Origin of the sequence: Oceanobacillus sp. FSL K6-0127, assembly GCF_037983385.1 — a bacterium.
Lineage (GTDB): Bacteria > Bacillota > Bacilli > Bacillales > Amphibacillaceae > Oceanobacillus > Oceanobacillus profundus.
In genome coordinates, this window is sequence record NZ_CP150287.1 from 2065581 (window position 1) to 2084383 (window position 18803).

The 18803-nt window shown below is 37.0% G+C and carries 21 protein-coding genes and 2 pseudogenes; 17 read left to right on the forward strand and 6 right to left on the reverse strand.

The window, feature by feature from the left end; all coding sequences use genetic code 11:
- Positions 1–53 precede the first annotated feature (53 nt).
- Positions 54–776, forward strand: a complete 723-nt coding sequence (locus MHH64_RS10390) for a sulfite exporter TauE/SafE family protein (RefSeq protein ID WP_095309410.1) — start codon at positions 54–56, stop codon at positions 774–776.
- A 91-nt stretch (positions 777–867) separates the two neighbouring features.
- Here the strand turns inward: MHH64_RS10390 and MHH64_RS10395 are convergent, their stop codons facing one another.
- The gene (locus MHH64_RS10395) at positions 868–1680 is read right to left on the reverse strand and encodes an alpha/beta hydrolase (protein WP_095309407.1); all 813 of its coding nucleotides are present in this window, start codon (positions 1678–1680) and stop codon (positions 868–870) included.
- 149 nt (positions 1681–1829) lie between these two features.
- Here MHH64_RS10395 and MHH64_RS10400 point away from each other — a divergent pair, with 149 nt between their 5' ends.
- Positions 1830–2885, forward strand: a complete 1056-nt coding sequence (locus MHH64_RS10400; protein ID WP_340003195.1) for a M42 family metallopeptidase — start codon at positions 1830–1832, stop codon at positions 2883–2885.
- 670 nt (positions 2886–3555) lie between these two features.
- Here the strand turns inward: MHH64_RS10400 and MHH64_RS10405 are convergent.
- Positions 3556–3912, reverse strand: a complete 357-nt coding sequence (locus MHH64_RS10405; RefSeq protein ID WP_340003196.1) for a DUF393 domain-containing protein — start codon at positions 3910–3912, stop codon at positions 3556–3558.
- A gap of 320 nt (positions 3913–4232) precedes the next feature.
- Here MHH64_RS10405 and MHH64_RS10410 point away from each other — a divergent pair, with 320 nt between their 5' ends.
- The gene (locus MHH64_RS10410; RefSeq protein WP_340003197.1) at positions 4233–4766 is read left to right on the forward strand and encodes a dihydrofolate reductase family protein; all 534 of its coding nucleotides are present in this window, start codon (positions 4233–4235) and stop codon (positions 4764–4766) included.
- Between the two features lie 473 nt (positions 4767–5239).
- Here the strand turns inward: MHH64_RS10410 and MHH64_RS10415 are convergent, their stop codons facing one another.
- Both MHH64_RS10415 and MHH64_RS10420 read right to left on the reverse strand, forming a co-directional pair.
- On the reverse strand, positions 5240–5716 hold the full coding sequence (locus MHH64_RS10415; protein ID WP_095309392.1) for an SRPBCC domain-containing protein: 477 nt from the start codon (positions 5714–5716) through the stop codon (positions 5240–5242).
- A 252-nt stretch (positions 5717–5968) separates the two neighbouring features.
- Positions 5969–6616: a hemolysin III family protein gene (locus MHH64_RS10420; RefSeq protein ID WP_095309391.1), complete on the reverse strand. Its 648-nt coding sequence runs from the start codon at positions 6614–6616 to the stop codon at positions 5969–5971.
- A gap of 136 nt (positions 6617–6752) precedes the next feature.
- Between MHH64_RS10420 and MHH64_RS10425 the strand changes: the two genes are divergently transcribed.
- The 4 genes from MHH64_RS10425 to MHH64_RS10440 all read left to right on the forward strand — a co-directional run bounded on the left by MHH64_RS10425 (position 6753) and on the right by MHH64_RS10440 (position 9397).
- Positions 6753–7346, forward strand: coding sequence for a DUF1836 domain-containing protein (locus MHH64_RS10425; protein WP_095309389.1), 594 nt, complete (start codon positions 6753–6755; stop codon positions 7344–7346).
- Positions 7336–8316: an LLM class flavin-dependent oxidoreductase gene (locus MHH64_RS10430; protein WP_340003198.1), complete on the forward strand. Its 981-nt coding sequence runs from the start codon at positions 7336–7338 to the stop codon at positions 8314–8316. The genes MHH64_RS10425 and MHH64_RS10430 overlap by 11 nt, the downstream gene beginning before the upstream one ends.
- Positions 8317–8381: 65 nt before the next feature.
- Positions 8382–8651: a GlsB/YeaQ/YmgE family stress response membrane protein gene (locus MHH64_RS10435; RefSeq protein WP_095309385.1), complete on the forward strand. Its 270-nt coding sequence runs from the start codon at positions 8382–8384 to the stop codon at positions 8649–8651.
- Between the two features lie 134 nt (positions 8652–8785).
- Positions 8786–9397 (forward strand): DedA family protein, encoded by a 612-nt coding sequence (locus MHH64_RS10440; RefSeq protein ID WP_095309383.1) that lies wholly within the window; start codon positions 8786–8788, stop codon positions 9395–9397.
- 74 nt (positions 9398–9471) lie between these two features.
- On the opposite strand, the gene MHH64_RS10445 is transcribed toward MHH64_RS10440, so the two are convergent.
- The gene (locus MHH64_RS10445; protein WP_340003199.1) at positions 9472–9654 is read right to left on the reverse strand and encodes a hypothetical protein; all 183 of its coding nucleotides are present in this window, start codon (positions 9652–9654) and stop codon (positions 9472–9474) included.
- Between the two features lie 133 nt (positions 9655–9787).
- On the opposite strand from MHH64_RS10445, the gene MHH64_RS10450 reads away from it, so the two are divergent.
- From MHH64_RS10450 to MHH64_RS10470, 5 genes are all read left to right on the forward strand, one after another.
- A complete protein-coding gene (locus tag MHH64_RS10450) occupies positions 9788–10138 on the forward strand; it encodes a flagellar basal body rod protein (protein ID WP_095309379.1) in 351 nt (116 codons plus the stop codon).
- Between the two features lie 69 nt (positions 10139–10207).
- Complete coding sequence (locus tag MHH64_RS10455) at positions 10208–10840, forward strand: PspA/IM30 family protein (protein WP_095309377.1); 633 nt, start codon at positions 10208–10210, stop codon at positions 10838–10840.
- 157 nt (positions 10841–10997) lie between these two features.
- The gene (gene liaF, locus MHH64_RS10460; RefSeq protein ID WP_118888774.1) at positions 10998–11726 is read left to right on the forward strand and encodes a cell wall-active antibiotics response protein LiaF; all 729 of its coding nucleotides are present in this window, start codon (positions 10998–11000) and stop codon (positions 11724–11726) included.
- Positions 11723–12775, forward strand: coding sequence for a sensor histidine kinase (locus MHH64_RS10465; protein ID WP_303447946.1), 1053 nt, complete (start codon positions 11723–11725; stop codon positions 12773–12775). The genes liaF and MHH64_RS10465 overlap by 4 nt, the downstream gene beginning before the upstream one ends.
- Positions 12768–13400 (forward strand): response regulator transcription factor, encoded by a 633-nt coding sequence (locus tag MHH64_RS10470; RefSeq protein ID WP_095309371.1) that lies wholly within the window; start codon positions 12768–12770, stop codon positions 13398–13400. The genes MHH64_RS10465 and MHH64_RS10470 overlap by 8 nt, the downstream gene beginning before the upstream one ends.
- A 12-nt stretch (positions 13401–13412) precedes the next feature.
- On the opposite strand, the gene MHH64_RS10475 is transcribed toward MHH64_RS10470, so the two are convergent.
- Complete coding sequence (locus MHH64_RS10475) at positions 13413–14456, reverse strand: aromatic acid exporter family protein (RefSeq protein WP_118888776.1); 1044 nt, start codon at positions 14454–14456, stop codon at positions 13413–13415.
- Positions 14457–14660: 204 nt separating this feature from the next.
- Between MHH64_RS10475 and MHH64_RS10480 the strand changes: the two are divergent.
- From MHH64_RS10480 to MHH64_RS10500, 5 genes and pseudogenes are all read left to right on the forward strand, one after another.
- Positions 14661–14741: pseudogene (locus tag MHH64_RS10480) on the forward strand (YhfH family protein); the annotation flags it as partial.
- A 75-nt stretch (positions 14742–14816) separates the two neighbouring features.
- A complete protein-coding gene (locus MHH64_RS10485; protein WP_340003200.1) occupies positions 14817–14951 on the forward strand; it encodes a hypothetical protein in 135 nt (44 codons plus the stop codon).
- A gap of 109 nt (positions 14952–15060) precedes the next feature.
- Positions 15061–15738 (forward strand): annotated as a pseudogene (locus tag MHH64_RS10490) (malate synthase A); the annotation flags it as partial.
- On the forward strand, positions 15738–17015 hold the full coding sequence (gene aceA, locus MHH64_RS10495) for an isocitrate lyase (protein WP_340003273.1): 1278 nt from the start codon (positions 15738–15740) through the stop codon (positions 17013–17015). The pseudogene MHH64_RS10490 and the gene aceA, both read left to right, overlap by 1 nt.
- Before the next feature lie 364 nt (positions 17016–17379).
- Positions 17380–18648 carry an NlpC/P60 family protein gene (locus tag MHH64_RS10500; protein ID WP_340003201.1) on the forward strand — a complete coding sequence of 423 codons (1269 nt, stop codon included), beginning with the start codon at positions 17380–17382 and terminating at the stop codon, positions 18646–18648.
- Positions 18649–18803: the final 155 nt, after the last annotated feature.

The window sequence follows — 18803 nt, forward strand, 5'->3', positions numbered from 1 at the left end:
AACAATGCTATGATGAATAATACACAACATCACACAGGCAGAGGGTGTCTATTTTGGGAACGATATTTTTATTTATCACAATTATTTTAGTTGCTTCTATTCTTCAAACGAGCACTGGGTTCGGCTTTTCAATAATGGCTACACCATTCTTGCTCATGTTATTTTTGCCTCAAGAAGCAATTCAGATAAATATTATTTTATCTTTAATTATTTCAATTGCATTAGTCTATAAAATCAGAAAAGATATTGATTTTAAGATTGTAAAGCGATTTACGCTAGGAAGCTTAGCTGGTATCCCCGTTGGTGTTATCCTAATTATAACGATTGAAGATATGAACGTTTTCAAGCTGGGAATCAGTATCCTTATTCTGCTATTAACTGTATTGTTAATGCTAAACTTCAAAGTAAAACCAACTCCAATCAGAGATTTCATTGTTGGCGGGATATCTGGAGGGTTAACAACAAGTGTTGGAATGCCTGGACCGCCATTGTTGTTATATTTTACTGGAACAGATACGGAAAAAGCAAAGCTGCGGGCAACGACTTTAGGATTTTATCTTTTTATTTATCTTGTCAGTCTTATTACGCAAATCATCTTTACGGGTACAAATAAAGTTATTTGGGAATCGAGTTTATATGCGGTTCCGTTTGTGATTTTAGGATTATTCCTAGGGCAGCTACTTTTTAAATGGATAAATCAAAAGATTTTTAGGCTATTTACATACATTCTATTGTTATTTACAGGTGTCTTTCTGTTGCTGGAGAGTTTATTTTAAGGAATCTGGAGTAAGAATTTTAAACTTCTGCGTAAAAGTTAAACAAATACCTAGCATGTGATTCAGGATACGGTCACATGCTAGGTTATTTTTACGCCGTTAAAAATGTTAATAGTTCTCGATTAAATTTTTCTTGTTCCTCCCAAAATAATCCGTGTCCACTATGTTCAAACCAGATAAGCTTGGAGTGCTGTATTTGTTGATGCAGGACGGACGCAAGCTGGGGAAGGCAAATTTGATCATGTATTCCCTGGAAAATAAGAGTAGGTGCTTGAATGCTTTCCACATCAGCAAAGAGTACTTCATCTCTCAATGTGACTAAAATATTAGCTGTGGAATAACCACTTGCCACAATTCCTAATTGGAAAAACCATTCCTTAAAAGCTGGTGTCAGCGCTCTGTAGAAAAACATGTTCGTTAAATCTGCTAGCATTTGTGGACGATTATCGTACGTTTGTTGGATAAGCTGATTTACTTCATTAGCTTGTAAGCCATATGGAAATCCTGGTCGCTGGATGAAGCTAGGTGCTGCTGCAGCGAATAGAGCAAGCTTATCTACACCATATCCACGATGTCTGCCCATATATCGAATAACGATTGCACCACCAACTGAATGACCGGCAAGTGTAAAATGTTTTAAACCGAGTGTGTCAACAATAACGCGAATATCATCTGCAAGACGATCATAAGAATAACCTTCCCATGGTTTATCGGATTGACCAAAACCTCTTAAATCAATTCCGATACAGCGATAGCCCATACCAGGAAAAACATTAAATTGATATTCAAATAACCGGTGATTTGCTGGCCATCCATGCACAAACAGAATAACTTTTTCACTTGTTGGATTGATATCCTCCACATAAATGTTAACAGATGGTTCGACCTGTACATAATATCCCATTGTTTCTCCTCCTTGATTAAATCCCTTTTATACACATATTCTAAAGGAGGCTAGGATAAGAACTAATTCCATCAATAATGAAGTATATTTACTGTTCAGGCAGTGATGTTAACTGTAAAATTAGGATATCGATAAGAAGGGGTGATCAGATGACGCCATATCCGAATGTTAGCGAAACAAAGGAGCTAATTAGACAATTAGTATCAATTCCAAGTCCGTCTGGGTATACGTTTCAAGTGATTCAATTTGTAGAACAATTTTTACAGGATTTAAATGTAGAAACGAAACATAATCGAAAAGGAGCTTTAATCGCAACCTTGCCTGGTGCAAATAAGGATGAGCATCGCATGCTGACTGCTCATGTAGATACATTAGGAGCAATGGTAAAAGAAGTAAAGAGTGATGGCCGACTTCGTCTTGATTTGATTGGTGGTTTTCGCTATAACTCGATTGAAGGAGAGTATTGTGAGGTTCATACAGCGAATGGGGAAGTTATAACCGGAACAATTTTAATGCATCAGACCTCTGTTCATGTATATAAAGATGCCGGTGACGCCAAACGTGACCAGACGAATATGGAAGTGCGGATTGATGCAAAGGTTGAAAATGCAGAAGAGGTACGGACGCTTGGAATTGAGGTTGGGGATTTTGTTTCCTTTGATCCACGTGTACAGCTGACTGAAAATGGGTTTATTAAATCACGTCATTTAGATGATAAAGCGAGTGTAGGTATTTTATTACAGCTTATCAAACGAATCAAAGCGGAAGAGATAAGACTTCCGTATACAACGCATTTTCTTATTTCCAATAATGAAGAGATTGGTTATGGTGGAAATTCCAACATTACTCCTGAAACTGTGGAATATTTAGCAGTGGATATGGGAGCAATGGGAGATGGGCAGTCGACAGATGAGTATACTGTTTCCATTTGTGTCAAAGATACGACAGGACCATACCATTATGGTTTGCGAAAACACCTTGTTGAACTGGCTGAAGCTAATAACATTGGCTATCAATTGGATATTTATCCATTCTATGGTTCAGATGCTTCGGCAGCAATTCGTGCAGGCCATGATATTATTCACGGATTAATTGGACCAGGAATAGACTCATCCCATGCTTTTGAGCGAACACATGAAAGTTCACTTATTCAAACGGAAAATTTGTTATATCATTATGTACAATCAGAAATGATTGGTTATTAACTTTAAATAAACCGCCTTTCTAAATAAATCTAATTACAATATAGTTGAGAAATCCCACCTGCATGAAGTAGGTGGGATTTATTTGCACTTACTTCATAGAAGACTTCCAGATAGTTTCTCCTGTCAGTGCCCCTTTTAATAATAAAAGGATTGTTTTTATTACCCACCTTTTCAAATTCCGAGAGTTGTTTTAAGAAAACCGTTATTATCTTTCGATTCATGCAGTCTTAGTAGTGCTGCGTGATACTCCCTATATTCAGGGACCTCCATCTCCAAGCCGTTGTCGGAATCATAAAACGTTTCTAACGTATAGAAATAACTCGTTCTATCCTTCCAAGTGACTTCTAAAAGAGTTCCATTTTCGTAATTTAATAATTTCTTGACCAAAGAGCTAATATACACTATTTCACCACTTTTACAGGTAGTAGAAGCTTGTTTAGGTGATACTGCTATGGTAAGAAAAAAGTGAGTACCATGGCAACAATTATTCCGCTCGTTTTAGCTACTCCTGCCAAGTTTTTTGCGTTTGAGCATATTACTCCTCCTAATCATGATACAAAATGATGTACCACCATTTGGACCTAATTTGCTCATGATACATCGTCTTAATAATCAACTTTAATTGTATCTAGTCAGTGATATTTATTAAAATTATTCTTTTAGCATATGATTATAATGGTTTACGTCCGAACCAATCGTAACGATTTTTGGAAATCCACATGTACAGCGGAGATAAGAGCCTATCGATATATGGCAGATAAAATAACAAGCTGAAAGGAAAGGTTAATGGCAAAGCAGTTAATATTTTCCTTACAGTATAAAACCCTTCATACAAACGACCTTTGGATGAAAGCATTTGGATCTTATCGTATATATCCCGATTTTTTAAAAAATGGAATTTATAGCTCTCCTCAGCTACTTGAACCGGTATCCAATGAATTCGTCGAAACCAGTCTAATTTTTGAACAGCTATCTTCACAGTTGAACATAAAGGGCATTCTCCATCATAAAAAACTATATGTCTCATGTTGAACAACCTCCTATTATTTTTTACCCTTTCTAAAATAAGATAAAACCGTCTCTATATAATCGAAGCGAGCAGGAAGCGGTAACTAACCTTCGACATCTCACACAACCGTCTGCACGGTTCGGAATAGGGAGGTTTCATCTAATTCCAATGTGTTGTTTGAAATCGTATACGCAGACTTTTCAGTCCCTGTCTTTTCTCAATTCTCTCTACTCCATATGACCCTTGAGTAAGAAATATTTGCGAGTTATTTTGATAAACATGACAAAAGATGTCATGTTTATATTATATAGTTTACAGGTAATGAAAGGAGAGTTTTCATGAATCAAAGACGAAATACGGTATTGTTCATAGCGTCAAGTTTGGATGGATACATTGCTACGAAAGATGAATCTCTTGAATGGCTATTCAAGGTTGAAGGTGAAGGAGATAACGGCTTTGCAGAGTTCTATGAAACAGTTGATACAATTTTAATGGGAAAAAGAACTTACGATTGGGTAATGAAGCAAGATTTTGAAGAGTTCCCATATAAAAATAAGGAATGCTATGTGTTTACGAGATCTTCTTATGAGGATACCGAGAATGTGAAATTTGTTAAGGATGATGTAAATAATTTCATGAACAAGCTAAAAAACAAAGACGGTAATAACATTTGGGTGGTCGGTGGAGGTGAACTGCTAAATTCTTTTATGCAGAAAGATTTAGTTGATGAATTCATTATAACCATTGCACCAACTATAATAGGTAACGGGATCCCTTTATTTAAAGAAGGAAATCGACAATTAGACCTTTCTCTGAAAGGAACTAAGAAATTTAATCAATTTATTGAATTGCATTATGAAGTTAAAAAGTAAATTAACTAAGGGAATAAAAGGTCTAATAAAAAGTGTTGTTTTTCTTTATAAACTTCTTCCACAATTTGGGCCCATTAATGGAATAATACTTAATTTTATTGTATCCATAAAAATCCCTTTGGATAATGCAAAATCCAAAGGGGCAAAAATTCGCATCTTTTTTACAAACATCGCGACTTTATTTTAGGTCTACACAAACCACCATATGATGGTTTGTTATTATTTTAATATGAATCTATAGCTGCATTTGATGGTTGCGCCATTCTTAATTCGACTTCCTTTTTTACTCTTTCAAAGAGCCTGTCGATTATTTCTTTATTTACATCATTTTCAGTTATTTCTAATGAAAAAGGCACTCAACATATTTCGATCCATAGAATTTTTATGAAAAATATTGTTCATTTTCCGCTTGGGTTATTCGTTATAGCGCTCATTTGCTTAAGATTGATATCAGAAATGATTATTACAATTTGTTATTCAGTAAAGATAGCAAGATTCTCCAGCGTGGATCCTAAACCTGTGTCATGATCCTCCTTCCGTATTCCTTCAGGTACGTTTTCGCATACAATAGTAACCTTTGTGCCTTCTGAAACAGGTTCCAAGAGCCACTTCTGTATCATCTCGCCCGAGAATGATGGATCCTCGGAATCGAATTTTATTGATTGCACAATTCGTTTGTCTGGAACCAACTCCAAAAACTTCCCTTGGGCTACGTCAGTGTTTTCCGTAGTCTTTCCAGGGTTTGAGTGATCCATTTCGTATTTAAGAATCAGTTTATAAGTTCCGCCTTCACGGGGATCAAACATGTCAATATGACCCGACATTCCTTTCGGTGGAAGCCACGAAACCAATGATTCTGGGTTCAAAAACGCCTGATAAATAGTTTGTGGAGATGCCATAATTACTTTTGAAGCAGAATCTATTCTCCTATTACTTGATTTATTCGCCATGATAAAACCCTCCTTATAGTCATTCCCTTAATCTTTTTAATTTTACCACAATAAAAGCAACTAATTTCTTCTTGATTGCTAAAAGGTTATACTTTTATTCCTTTAACTGGCCTGATTGCTTCCAATTTATTAATCTTACGTTTTAACGATGCTATAATTGCCTCTTCACAAGGGTCTAGAAAACTTTAGAATAAATTAACATTTCAAAAAGGACTATCTCAAAAAAATGAAATAGTCCTTCAAATATATGTTTTATAATACGTACCCATAAATGCATATAAAATGAAATAGGGTGCCGAGCAAGATGAAAATATGAAAAATTTCATGGAAACCGACATGTTTAAAGCTTAAAAATGCGGGCTTCAGCCAATAAATAACGGCTCCAATTGTATATAGTAGACCACCAAGAATTAGGAAGAACATCCCGTTCGTTCCGATAATCGGTGCAAGTGATCCACTGAAAAACACAACAATCCAGCCCATGATGACATAGAGTGCAGTTGATAACCACCTCGGTGCATGAAACCAAACTAGTTTAAAAATAACCCCTGCAATCGCAAGTCCGCTGATGACACCGAATAAAATCCAGCCAGTTACACCATTTAAACTGATTAAACAAAACGGCGTATACGTTCCAGCTATGAGTACAAATATCATCGAATGATCGACCCGTCGTAAAAATGCGATGATTCGATCCCTTGCTATAACCATATGATATGTAGCAGACGCAGCATATAGCAGGATCATGCTAATTCCAAAAATAATGACAGCGGTTATTGCAAGCGCTGATTCTGTTGTATCTAGAGCCTTCATTATCAATGCAACAAGTCCCGCGATTGATAAAATTGCCCCGAATAAATGTGTAAATCCATTGATCGGTTCCCGAATGTAATTATTCATATTAACACCCCTATAATGATAAGTAGTTTTAAAAACTATATGTACATAATAAACGTATTATATGATGTAGTCAATGTTTACTTCGAGAAAATTTCGCTTTATAATGAACATACTATATATAAATGAGGTTGTTACAATGAAACATAAACATGAATGGATGGAAACACTCCATTTAGATAACCAGTTATCTATTGAGGATATCCCAGATTTAGATCTTTATATGGATCAGGTAATTCAACTATTTGAGAAGAAGTTTGTAGGTCAAAAGCGGAATGATGATGAAAAAGTACTTACAAAAACAATGATAAATAATTATGCAAAAGGGAAATTGTTTTTTCCAATTAAAAACAAGAGGTATTCGAAGGAACATTTAATGTTGATAAGCATGATATATCAAATGAAGGGTGCATTATCAATCAATGATGTAAAGCTGACACTTGAAAGGCTGAATACGAAAATAACGGACGAGTCCTTTGATTTACAACGATTATACAGTAGTTATTTGGAATTAATGAATGTAAACCATGCCATGTTTGAAAAAGACCTGCTCGAACATATGAATGAGGTTGAAACAGAAGTTGCTGAAGTGAATGATAATGATGAGCCGTATTTGGAACAAGTACTACTTGTGGCTACACTTACAAATATGAGTAATTTTTACAGAAAAGCAGCGGAAAAGCTTGTGGATGAAATGAATCAAAAGGAAGAGGGTGATAAGAATGAAGCTTAGTATTTTGGATCAAGCACCAATTGCAAAGGGGCATACTGCGAAGGAAGCATTAGACGCTTCTATTGAACTCGCTCAGCTTGCAGACCGCTTAGGATATAAGCGATATTGGGTAGCAGAGCATCATGATCTTGATGGATTAGCGAGTCCAGCTCCAGATATTTTGCTTGGAGTAATTGGATCGCAAACTGAAAGAATTCGTTTAGGCTCTGGTGCTGTCTTATTGCCGAATTATAAACCATATAATGTGGCAGAAAGATATCATATGTTAGCAACTTTATTCCCTGGTCGGATAGATTTAGGAATTGGCAGAGCGCCAGGCGGATCGGCTGAGGTTTCAATTGCTTTAGCTGGAAACTTCTTGGAGAAAGTGAAAAACATGCCTAAGCTTTTGGATGAATTGCTTCATTTTATCAATTGTGATTTTCCTGAAGAAAATATGTTTGCAAAAATTGCTGCCACACCAATTCCGGAATCAGCACCAATTCCATGGTTGTTAGGAACGAGTGAAAAAAGCGCATATCTAGCAGCTGAAAAAGGGTTGCCTTATGTGTTTGGCCACTTTATGAGTGATGCGGATGGCCCTGCGATCGTTAAAAGCTATTTCGATAATAGTACAACAAATAAAGCCAAAGCTATTGTAACGGTTACCGTCGTTTGTGCTGAAACAACAGAAGAGGCAGAAAAAATTGCTCAAAGTAATTTGCATTGGAAAGTGTTGCAAGCAAAAGGTGAGGGTAAGAACGGTGTACCTTCCATAGAAGAAATAGAACAATATCAGTATACGAATGAAGAAATTCAGATGATTGATAAACTGAAACAGAATCAAATTATTGGAAATCCACAGCATGTAAAAGAAGAGCTTAAGAATCTGCAACAGCGTTATGATGTCAATGAACTAATGATTGTTACTATTACCCATAGCTATGAAGCAAGGAAGAGGTCATATGAGTTATTAGCAGAGCTGTTTTGATTTTGTATGATACTGAAAAAGTTGGTTAAACTACTCCTGCAATAAATATGAAGGAGGAGTAGTAAATGGGATTTATTTGGTCATTAATCATTGGAGGAATTTTAGGTTGGATAGCCAGTCTAATAACCGGGCGTGACATTCCTGGAGGAGTTTTTGGAAATATTATCGCTGGTATTATTGGTGCATGGCTCGGAACACTCATACTCGGCCAATGGGGTCCAGTAATGGGAGGGTTCTATATTGTCCCGGCCTTGATTGGAGCAATTGTGCTCATTTTAGTTGTGAGCTTTGTCATGCGAAGTATGCGACGTAATACGAAATCAGCACAAAGCTAAAAATTATATGAAATAGTAAAAGAACCTTTTCAGAGAGGGTTCTTTTTTTTGTTCTTAATGAAATAAGCATAAAAAGCGATCTCCAACAATACATATTAATGGACAAGCATATGTACTTGAAGGTGGTGGTTATAATGGAAAATTGGGTTACGGATATCATGGAAAAACTTGGATATTTGGGAGTTTATCTAATGATGGTTTTAGAGAACGTTTTTCCTCCGATTCCATCAGAAATTGTATTACCATTCGGTGGGTTTCTGACGACATATACTGATTTAACAGTATTTGGTGTCGTCGTTGCTGCAACAGCAGGTTCGGTTATAGGTGCAATGATCTTATATAGTATTGGTATGCTGCTCGATGCAGAACGATTAGAAAAAATAATAAATCGCTGGGGACATATTCTGCGACTAAAAAAGGAAGATATTCGCAAGGCGGACGCATGGTTTGACAAGTATGGTTATTGGACTGTCTTATTCTGTAGAATGGTACCAATTGTTCGAAGCTTGATCTCGATTCCAGCTGGCATGGCCAGAATGAATTTTTGGCTATTCCTCCTTTTTACAACAATCGGCACAATCCTCTGGAATGTTATTCTTATCACATTAGGCTCAGTCCTTGGGGCAAACTGGCAAAAAATAATTGGATTCATGAATATCTATTCTGATTTCGCTTTCACTCTAATCATTATTGGGACGATTCTATTTATTATCTGGCTTATTAATAGGAAGAGAAAAAGGAAGTAGAGAAATATTCCATTTCCTTTTTCTCTTCCTATTATCACTCCGGCCAGTTTCCGCACCACGTTGTTTTAAAACCTCTAAAAAGTACCATCTTTCATCGCTAAGACACCACCCCGTCTGACATAGCACCACCTTTCATCGCTAAGACACCAAATCCGACTATAATAAGCACCATCCCTCGTCTCTAAGACACCAACCCCGTCTAAAAAAGCACCATCCCTAATCACAATGCCCCCAGCAACGGCAACAGCTATCAACACTACGAACGTTCACACCTAAAGGCGCACTCCACAATAAGCCCCGAGACCTAGTCCAAAATATTTCTCAGGCTCATTATCGAAAGTCTCCTAAACCGGTAAGATGGAATCAAGATAAAGAAAGGAGGCAAACGAAATGAAAAAATTTATGTTGTTTATTGGAGGGTTAATTGCCCTGTTCATATTAATAGCAAACATTGGACCAATGGTGCTCTTAGCACTTAGCGTTTGGTTGCTATACGTCTGCTTTAAGAAATTCGTAAAAACTGATTCAACACTAGCAAAAGTCGGCTGGGCATTAGTTGGATTGCTTGTATTGAGTATTACGTTCTCTAATCTGTATGCTGTAATGGGAGTAGCTGCAGCGTACGTACTTTACCTTATTTATAAAAACTGGAATAAAGAAGAAGACCCAGTTGTTCATGTTGTAGAGGATGATGATCCATTTACAAATTTTGAGAGGCAATGGGCCGAATTAAATAAGTAAAGCAAATGTCATAACAAATTAGAAACCACCACTATTTTAATAATCAAAAGAAAAAAAGGAGAGATTTTTATGTCAACTAACATTTTTACACGCATTAAAGATTCGATTTCAGCTGATCTTCATACAATGATGGATAAAAAGGAACAAAAAAATCCGATTGCTGCATTAAATCAATACTTGCGTCAAAGTGAGCAAGAGAAAGAAAAAGTTCGAAAGCTTATTGACCGTCAGTATAAATTAAAAGAAGAATTTTCACGCGAATATTTGAAGGCTCAAGAATTAGCTGACAAACGTCTAAAGCAGTCGGCAATCGCTGAAAAAGCAGAGGAACAAGCAATGCATGAATTTGCGTTGAAAGAGTATGAGGAGTATCAAGCACGCGCTGAACGTATGAAAGCTTCAAGGGAAGAAGCGATTGAACAGCTTGACACACTTGAGCAAAAATACGAGGATATGAAACATCGCTTAAAGGATATGCACTTGCGTCGTATGGAGTTAATGGGCCGTGAAAATATTGCAAAAGCAAACCATCAAATTAATCGAGTTGTTGAAGATACATCGGAGAAGCCATTCTCTAAATTCGATGAGATGGAGCAGTACATCGAGAATCTTGAATACAAAGTGAATAGCTCGTACTATCGTAGCACGTTTGATAGTAAGATTGCAGCACTTGAAAAAGAATTAAACGAAAAAGCAAATTAACAACGGTAGAACATACATGCAGAAAAAATAAAAAACATGATATACTAGTACAGGCGCAGAAAAAATCCTGCGTCTGTATTGTTTAGAGTTGCTAAAATAACGTAACGGTTTGTTTCATTTATATATAATATTACATACAACAAAGGAGGATTACAAAATGTTCAAAAGACTAACAACAGATTATTTCAACTGGATATTGATCATTGGTGTGATTCTCCTTATATTTGAGATTGCCTTTTTTTTCGGTGGCTCGATCATTCCAGCGTTATTTTCTGCATTGTTTATGTATATTGGCTGGAAAAATTTCCATAAATTATGGGGGAAAATTGTATTCTGGATAGCGCTTGTTAGCATGGTGTTTTCAGTGCTAAATCTACTTGCGGTACGCTTTTTGATTATCGCAGCTATTATTATTTTTATTATTAACTATTCAAAGTCTAAAAGCGAAGCAACTCAGTTTGATCCGATTCTTCCGGATGCCGAGAAGAATCATGAATCGATTTTGAAAGTAAATCCGTTATTCGACCATAAGTTATTTGACGACCAAATCACAGAAGATGTTGCGTACCAGTGGAAAGATGTAAATATCCACGGCGCATTTGGCGATCGGATTATTGATTTAAGTAATACGGTGTTGCCAAATGATACAGCTGTTATATCAATCCGGCACGTCATTGGAAATATCGAAATTTATGTACCTTATGAAGTTGAAGTAAGCATTCATCACAGCTCAGTGTTTGGTAAAGCTCATATATTAGGAAAGCATCATCTAAAATTAATGAATAAGTCGATCCACTATCAAACGGCGAATTATGATACAGCATATCCGCGTGTGAAAATAATTACCTCACTTTTTTCTGGAGATATTGAGGTGAAACGGATATGAATACAATTTTCAAGCATATTTTGATGGCCGTTGCTTGCAGCATATTATTAGCAGTTACGTTGGTGCTCATTACTTTTTTTGGCTTTTCACTTGATAAGGCAGAAGGCTGGGGATTGCTTTGGCAGCAGAAAATCGGTGATGTATCTTTCATACTTACGATTGTAATTATAGCGATCATGTTTGGTACAATTATTGGTTTTACCACAGGCTGGTATTGGAAGCAAAGACTAACCCAAATCGATCGAAAGCTTGATGTCATGATAAAGGGTGGGAAGCTGGGGGCGATTGAAGAATCATATAAAGAGTTGGATAGCATTGAACACCGGATGTATCAATTGCAGGAAAAAATTCGAAATCAAGCAGAGAATGCACAGCGAATTGCAACGGAACGAGCAAATGAGCGTGAGCAAAGCCTCCAAGAAATTGTTGTCCAAGAAAGAAACCGACTTGCACGTGAGCTGCATGATTCCGTCAGTCAGCAGCTTTTTGCAGCGTCCATGCTCATGTCTGCGATTAATGAAACAGGTTCACTAGAGGATCAAGGGTTAAAAAAACAACTGGAAATGGTAGAAAAAATGATTCATCAATCACAGCTGGAAATGCGGGCATTATTACTCCACTTACGTCCTGTTGCCCTAAAAGGAAAGACGCTGCAGGAGGGTGTTGAAGAGCTATTGCTTGAGCTGACACAAAAGGTTCCCATGGAAATTGAAACAAAGGTAGAAGATTTTAAAGTAGATAAAGGTGTAGAGGACCAACTGTTTCGTATTTTACAGGAGTCTTTATCAAACACGTTACGACATGCTAGGGCAACGACATTGCATGTCTTGCTGATTGAACGAGATGAAACCATTATTTTACGTGTTACCGACAATGGGATCGGCTTCAAAACAGATGCTATAAAAACAAGCTCATACGGGATGCAAAATATGCGGGAACGTGCCTATGAGGTTGGAGGTACTTTCAAAGTCATTAGTTTACCAAATGAAGGGACTCGATTAGAGGTGAAGGTTCCGGTTTTAAGGAAGGAGGAGGATGCACGTGATTAAAGTATTGTTTGTTGATGATCATGAAATGGTACGGATTGGAGTTTCAGCTTATCTTTCTGCACAGCCTGATATCGATGTTGTTGCTGAAGCAGATGATGGGGCTCCAGCTGTTGAGCTAGCACTGAAATTACGTCCGGATATTATTTTAATGGATCTTGTTATGAAGGAAATGGATGGCATTGAAGCGACCAAGAAAATTATTGAAAAATGGCCAGAAGCAAAAATTATAATTGTAACAAGCTTTCTCGATGATGAAAAAGTGTATCCAGCGCTTGAAGCAGGTGCAACCAGCTATATGTTAAAAACATCAAAAGCCAGTGAAATAGCAAAAGCAATCCGTGCTACACATGGAGGACAGTCAATACTTGAACCAGAAGTAACCGGAAAGATAATGAATCGTATGCGACACAAGCCAGAAGCAGCGCTTCATGAGCAATTGACGGAACGTGAAATGGAAATTTTGTTATTGATTGCACAAGGAAAAGCTAATCAAGAAATAGCAGATGAATTATTCATTGCCTTGAAGACAGTTAAGGTGCACGTGAGTAATATTTTAGGAAAACTAGAAGTACAGGATCGTACCCAGGCAGTTATATATGCCTTTCAAAAAAATCTTGTGAAATAAGAAGAGCTGCTCTTAGTTAGGAGTGGCTCTTTTTATTTTTACATGATCGAAAGAATAGAATCTTTCAACCATATGATAAATAGAAACAAGCTCATATAAAATAATTAATTCAGGTGGAAAATTCGTTAGGGATGTAGGATTGCTCCTTATGGTTGCTTCACTGTCTTCCCAAAATAAATCTGTGATTTCTTTTAATTGCCTTTGATGAACCGTAACGGCATAGGATTCATCCTCCTGTAAACGTTTTGTGACCCCATATACAGCTTTCATGATTGTATTTTTTTCCCGCTCTGTCCACGATAATTCAGTAATTGGATTACGAGTTAAATTATTCAAATGGTAATGTATAATCCGTAAGCTGCTTAATTGATGCTGTAATTGTTCAAACTGTTCTTGCTCCGATTTGAGAAGCGGATGGAATTTTGCTTCGTCTTTTTGAAACCGACTTAGTTGTTCGGTCTGCAGCACAGCATGATCCATTTTGCTTAAATTCTCCTTTACAGGGATGTTTTCTTGCTTACCCTCTAAGATAGCTTGGAATGTGTGTTCAATTAGGTTTGCAGTATCCATTCGTATTGTTGTAACCCTTTTAAAAATATGCAAACGGTATTTTGGCGGTAGAATAAACATGTTTACTAAGGTTGAAACAGCAAGTCCAATTGTTGTGGTCCCCAAACGAATAAAAAACGCAACAAGTAAGTTAGTATGGATGACTTCTACCATTGCAACAGCAGTTAGGGTGGCGACAAGCAAACCAGCATGAAGCTTCAAACGGAAACATGTTACGATTGTACATACTGCTGCAAGTGCATAGGTGAGCGCTGAGTTACCGAAAAGTGAGATAAATAACACCGCAAAAGCAGAGCCTATTGCTGATGCTGGAAAACGGATCAAGCCTTTTTTTATTGAATCGGATACAGTAGGCTCCACGGTTACAATGGCTGTGATAACAGCGAATACAGGTGGCCAGCCTATCCATTGGCACACTAGCGCAGTTAAGAAAACTGCAATACCTGTTTTAACAGTTCGATCACCGATAAATGAAAAGTATCTCACGACAACTCCACTCCAAATAAAAAGTCTTAAATGTTTATAACACGTATCTATTTTCTTACTTCTGATAAGAAATTTCAAATTTTTATAAAAAATGGTTGCATTATTTTAAAAAATCACATAGACTGTATTATAACAACAAACAATATTAAATATTGTTATATAAAAGAGAGGGGAGATAACATGAAAAAGTATGAAAAGCTGTCCTGTCCAGAATGTGGTAAAGAGGTTGATTCTAAAAGTTATACAATGGAATGTGATTACTGTTTGTCAAAAAAAGAGGATTAATTTTTTTATTGTTATTGTTATATAACAAAGTAAAGTTAATCTATTTATAATACAACAGCAAGGGGAGGAATGCTAATGAACCAAACCACCGTACAAATCAATCATGAAAATCAGTTTAACGAAATTTTAACACCTCAAGCATTAGAATTTCTGGAGAAGCTGCACAACTACTTTGAAGAACGACGTAAAAACCTGCTGGAAATTAGATAGCAAATTCAGGAGAAGCTGAATGAGGGAAAGCAGCTACAATTTCTTTCAGAGACAAAGCAAGTTCGGGAAGGGAATTGGACAATTGATCAACTACCAAGAGATTTGCGGGATAGAAGTCCAAACGTGCCATAAGCGTAATGCGATGGCGATCGGTGGAATGGCAGCTCAAATACCAGTTAAAAACGATGATGCAGCCAATAAAGTCGCATTTGATAAGGTTCGTGCAGATAAGGAGCGGGAAGCGGTTGATGGACATGATGGTACATGGGTTGCACATCCAGGTATGGTTCAGCTTGTTAAAGATATCTTTGATAAAGTGATGCCGACACCAAACCAAATTAACAAGAAACGAGTCGATGTGCGCGTATCGGCAGAAGATTTGGTCCGGTTACCTGCTGGCGAAATTACAGAAGGAGGCCTTCGAACCAATATTAATGTAGGTATCCAGTATATAGCAGCATGGCTAAGCGGGAGAGGAGCTGTACCAATCAACAATTTAATGGAAGACGCAGCTACTGCAGAGATCTCAAGAGCGCAGGTGTGGCAGTGGGTTCGCTATCCTAAAGGAGAATTTGTTGATGGCAGAAAAGTAACAATGGAGCTAGTTGAAGAAATCATGCAAGAGGAACTATCGGTGATTGAAGAACAATATGGTACGGATACTTACCGGAAAGGGAATTTTGGACAGGCCGCACAAATTTTTGATTCATTAATAAAACAAGATAGCTTTGCTGAATTTTTAACAATACCAGCCTATAAGGAATTATTAAAAGGGGGAAATGAATGATGTCAAATCAACGTGTTGAAAGTTTACAGAAGAGTTGGGAAAAGGAACTTCGTTGGGTAGATGTAGAACGTCCGTATACAGCAGAAGAAGTCATTCGTTTAAGAGGATCCATTGATTTGGAATATACTTTAGCAACAAGAGGCTCAAAGAAACTATGGGAATCAATCAATACGGAAGAATATGTGAACGCTTTAGGTGCATTAACAGGAAATCAAGCCGTTCAGCAGGTAAAGGCTGGGTTAAAAGCAATTTACTTAAGTGGCTGGCAGGTGGCAGCGGATGCGAACTTAGCGGGACAAATGTATCCGGATCAAAGCTTATATCCGGCTAATAGTGTACCAAATGTAGTTAAGCGGATTAATCAGGCATTACAGCGAGCGGATCAGATTCATTATTCGGAAGGGAATACAGATATTGATTGGTATGTACCCATTGTAGCGGATGCAGAAGCAGGCTTCGGCGGACAGCTTAATGTGTTTGAATTAATGAAGTCGATGATTGAATCTGGTGCAGCTGGCGTACACTTTGAAGATCAATTATCATCCGAAAAGAAGTGTGGACATTTAGGTGGTAAAGTCTTGCTGCCGACACAAACAGCAGTTAAAAATTTAATTGCAGCACGTTTTGCTGCAGATGTAATGGGGACCCCGACAGTAATTATTGCTCGAACAGATGCCAATGCTGCGGATATGATAACTAGTGATGTAGACCCGTATGATGCACCGTTTATTCAAGGGGAACGAACCTCTGAAGGATTTTATCGAACAAAGGCTGGTATTGATCAGGCAATTGCTCGTGGATTAGCATATGCACCATATGCAGATATGATTTGGTGTGAAACTTCAGAGCCGAATATGGAAGAGGCGAGACATTTTGCTAATGCAATCCATGAGAGATATCCCAATAAGCTATTGGCATACAATTGCTCTCCATCCTTTAACTGGAAGCATAAACTTTCTGATGAGGAGATAGCTAACTTCCAGAAAGAGCTTGGGAAAATGGGTTATAAATTCCAGTTTGTAACGTTGGCAGGCTTCCATGCTCTAAATCATAGTATGTTTGAGCTAGCAAGAAGGTACAAAGATGAAGGAATGGCGGCATACTCTAAATTACAGCAGGATGAATTTGCAAGTGAGAAATATGGTTATAGTGCAACACGTCATCAGCGTGAAGTAGGCACTGGCTACTTTGATGAAGTAGCACAAGTAATTTTTGGTGGCACTTCGTCAACAACTGCACTGAAAGGGTCGACAGAAGCTGAACAATTTACAAGCTAATTATCTTGAAGTAAATATAGTTCAAAATTCCTGACAAAACGAATTAAAATAATAAAAAAAATGCTTATCCTAAAGAAATAGGGTAGGCATTTTTTTGGTACTCGCTATTTTTATTGGATTATTTCGATAATTATATGAAGGTTTTGTTAAGATATGAAGCAAAATTAGGCGATTTATGTCGTTTTTGAAATATAATTGTAACATTACTATAATATGAATGTCATTTTACAATGCTATAATTCATATTGCCTAGAAAAATTAATACATAATTAAAAAACAATCACATAGTTTAGCAATATTTAATTCATAGAAGACTACATAAAAAGAGCTTTGCGGTGTGAAATGGGAAGCGGGGAAATGAAAGTTGAGAAAGACATTTATGGCGTTATCCACTGTTGCAGTGGTTGGTTTAGGTAGTACTTTATTCACTGTATCAGCCCAGGCAGAATCCATTCAAGATATTGAAAACAAGCAAGCACAAATTCAAGAAGAGCGAGATGCAATTAAAGCAAACCTATCTGATGCTGATAGTAAAATAGCAGAGGTTTTAATAGATTTAGAGAAATTAAATGAAGAAATTGAAAAGGTAAATAAAGCCTTAAAAGAAAACCAAAAGCAAATGGATAATACAAATGAAGCTATTTCTGAGAAAGAAGATGAGGTAGCTCAATTAGAAAAGGAAATTAAGGAACTAGAAAAAGCAATCGAAAAGCGTTTTGAAATATTGAAGGAACGCGCTGTATCCTATCAGCAAAGTGGTGGGGATATCAGTTACCTTGAAGTAATTTTCGGATCCCAAAGCTTTGGTGACTTTATTAGCCGTGTTTCAGCAGTAAATAAAATTTCAGAGTCTGATAGTTCATTAATCAAAAAGCAGGAAGAAGATAAAGCTGCTGTAGAAGAAAAACAGGATGCTGTACTTGCGAAATTAGACGAATTAAATGAAATGAAGATTGAAATTGAAGGAATGCTTGCCTTAGTTGAAGAACAAAAAGCATCAAATGAAGATAAAAAAGATACACTTAAAGCAAAAGAAAATGACTTACGCGTATTAAAAGATGAGCTTCAGGTAGAAGACTCTAAGCTTGCAACACTAGAAAAAGAAGTGAAAACTAGTTTACAAGCAGCAGTAGAGCCTGCACCAGAAACAGAAGTTGCAAGTGCTAATGCAACTGGAAATACAGATACAGGTTCATCTGAAAAAGCTGCATCTGGCGGAGAGTTACAAACTTTAAGCAAAGAATCAACATCAAGACCTGCAGCATCTGGCAATCTTAGTACGGCAATTAATGCTGGATTCTCTCATATTGGAACACCATATGTATGGGGAGGCAAAGGTCCAGGAGGATTTGATTGTTCTGGATTCGTATCCTGGGCATTTGCTCAAGCAGAAATTTCTATTCCATCAAGCACTACAGGATTAGCGACAACAGGTACAAAAGTTTCTTCTAGCAATATGCAGCCTGGAGATATCGTATTCTTTGACACCTATAAAAAGAACGGGCATGTTGGAATCTACCTTGGTGGCGGTAAATTTATTGGCGCACAAAATTCTACGGGATTAGCTGTTGCTGATATGACAAGTGGTTACTGGGAAAGCAAGTTCGCAGGTCATGTTCGCAGTGTAAAATAATAAAGTAATAGAAAAAACCATTCTGAATTCCTTCAGAATGGTTTTTTCTATGTACGGAAGTATTTAATCATTATCTTTTAGTAGACTTATTTTGGATTTCAAGTTTTCTAATGTTTTTTTCGTATATATTTAAGCTTGTTTATTGTTTTCTCCAT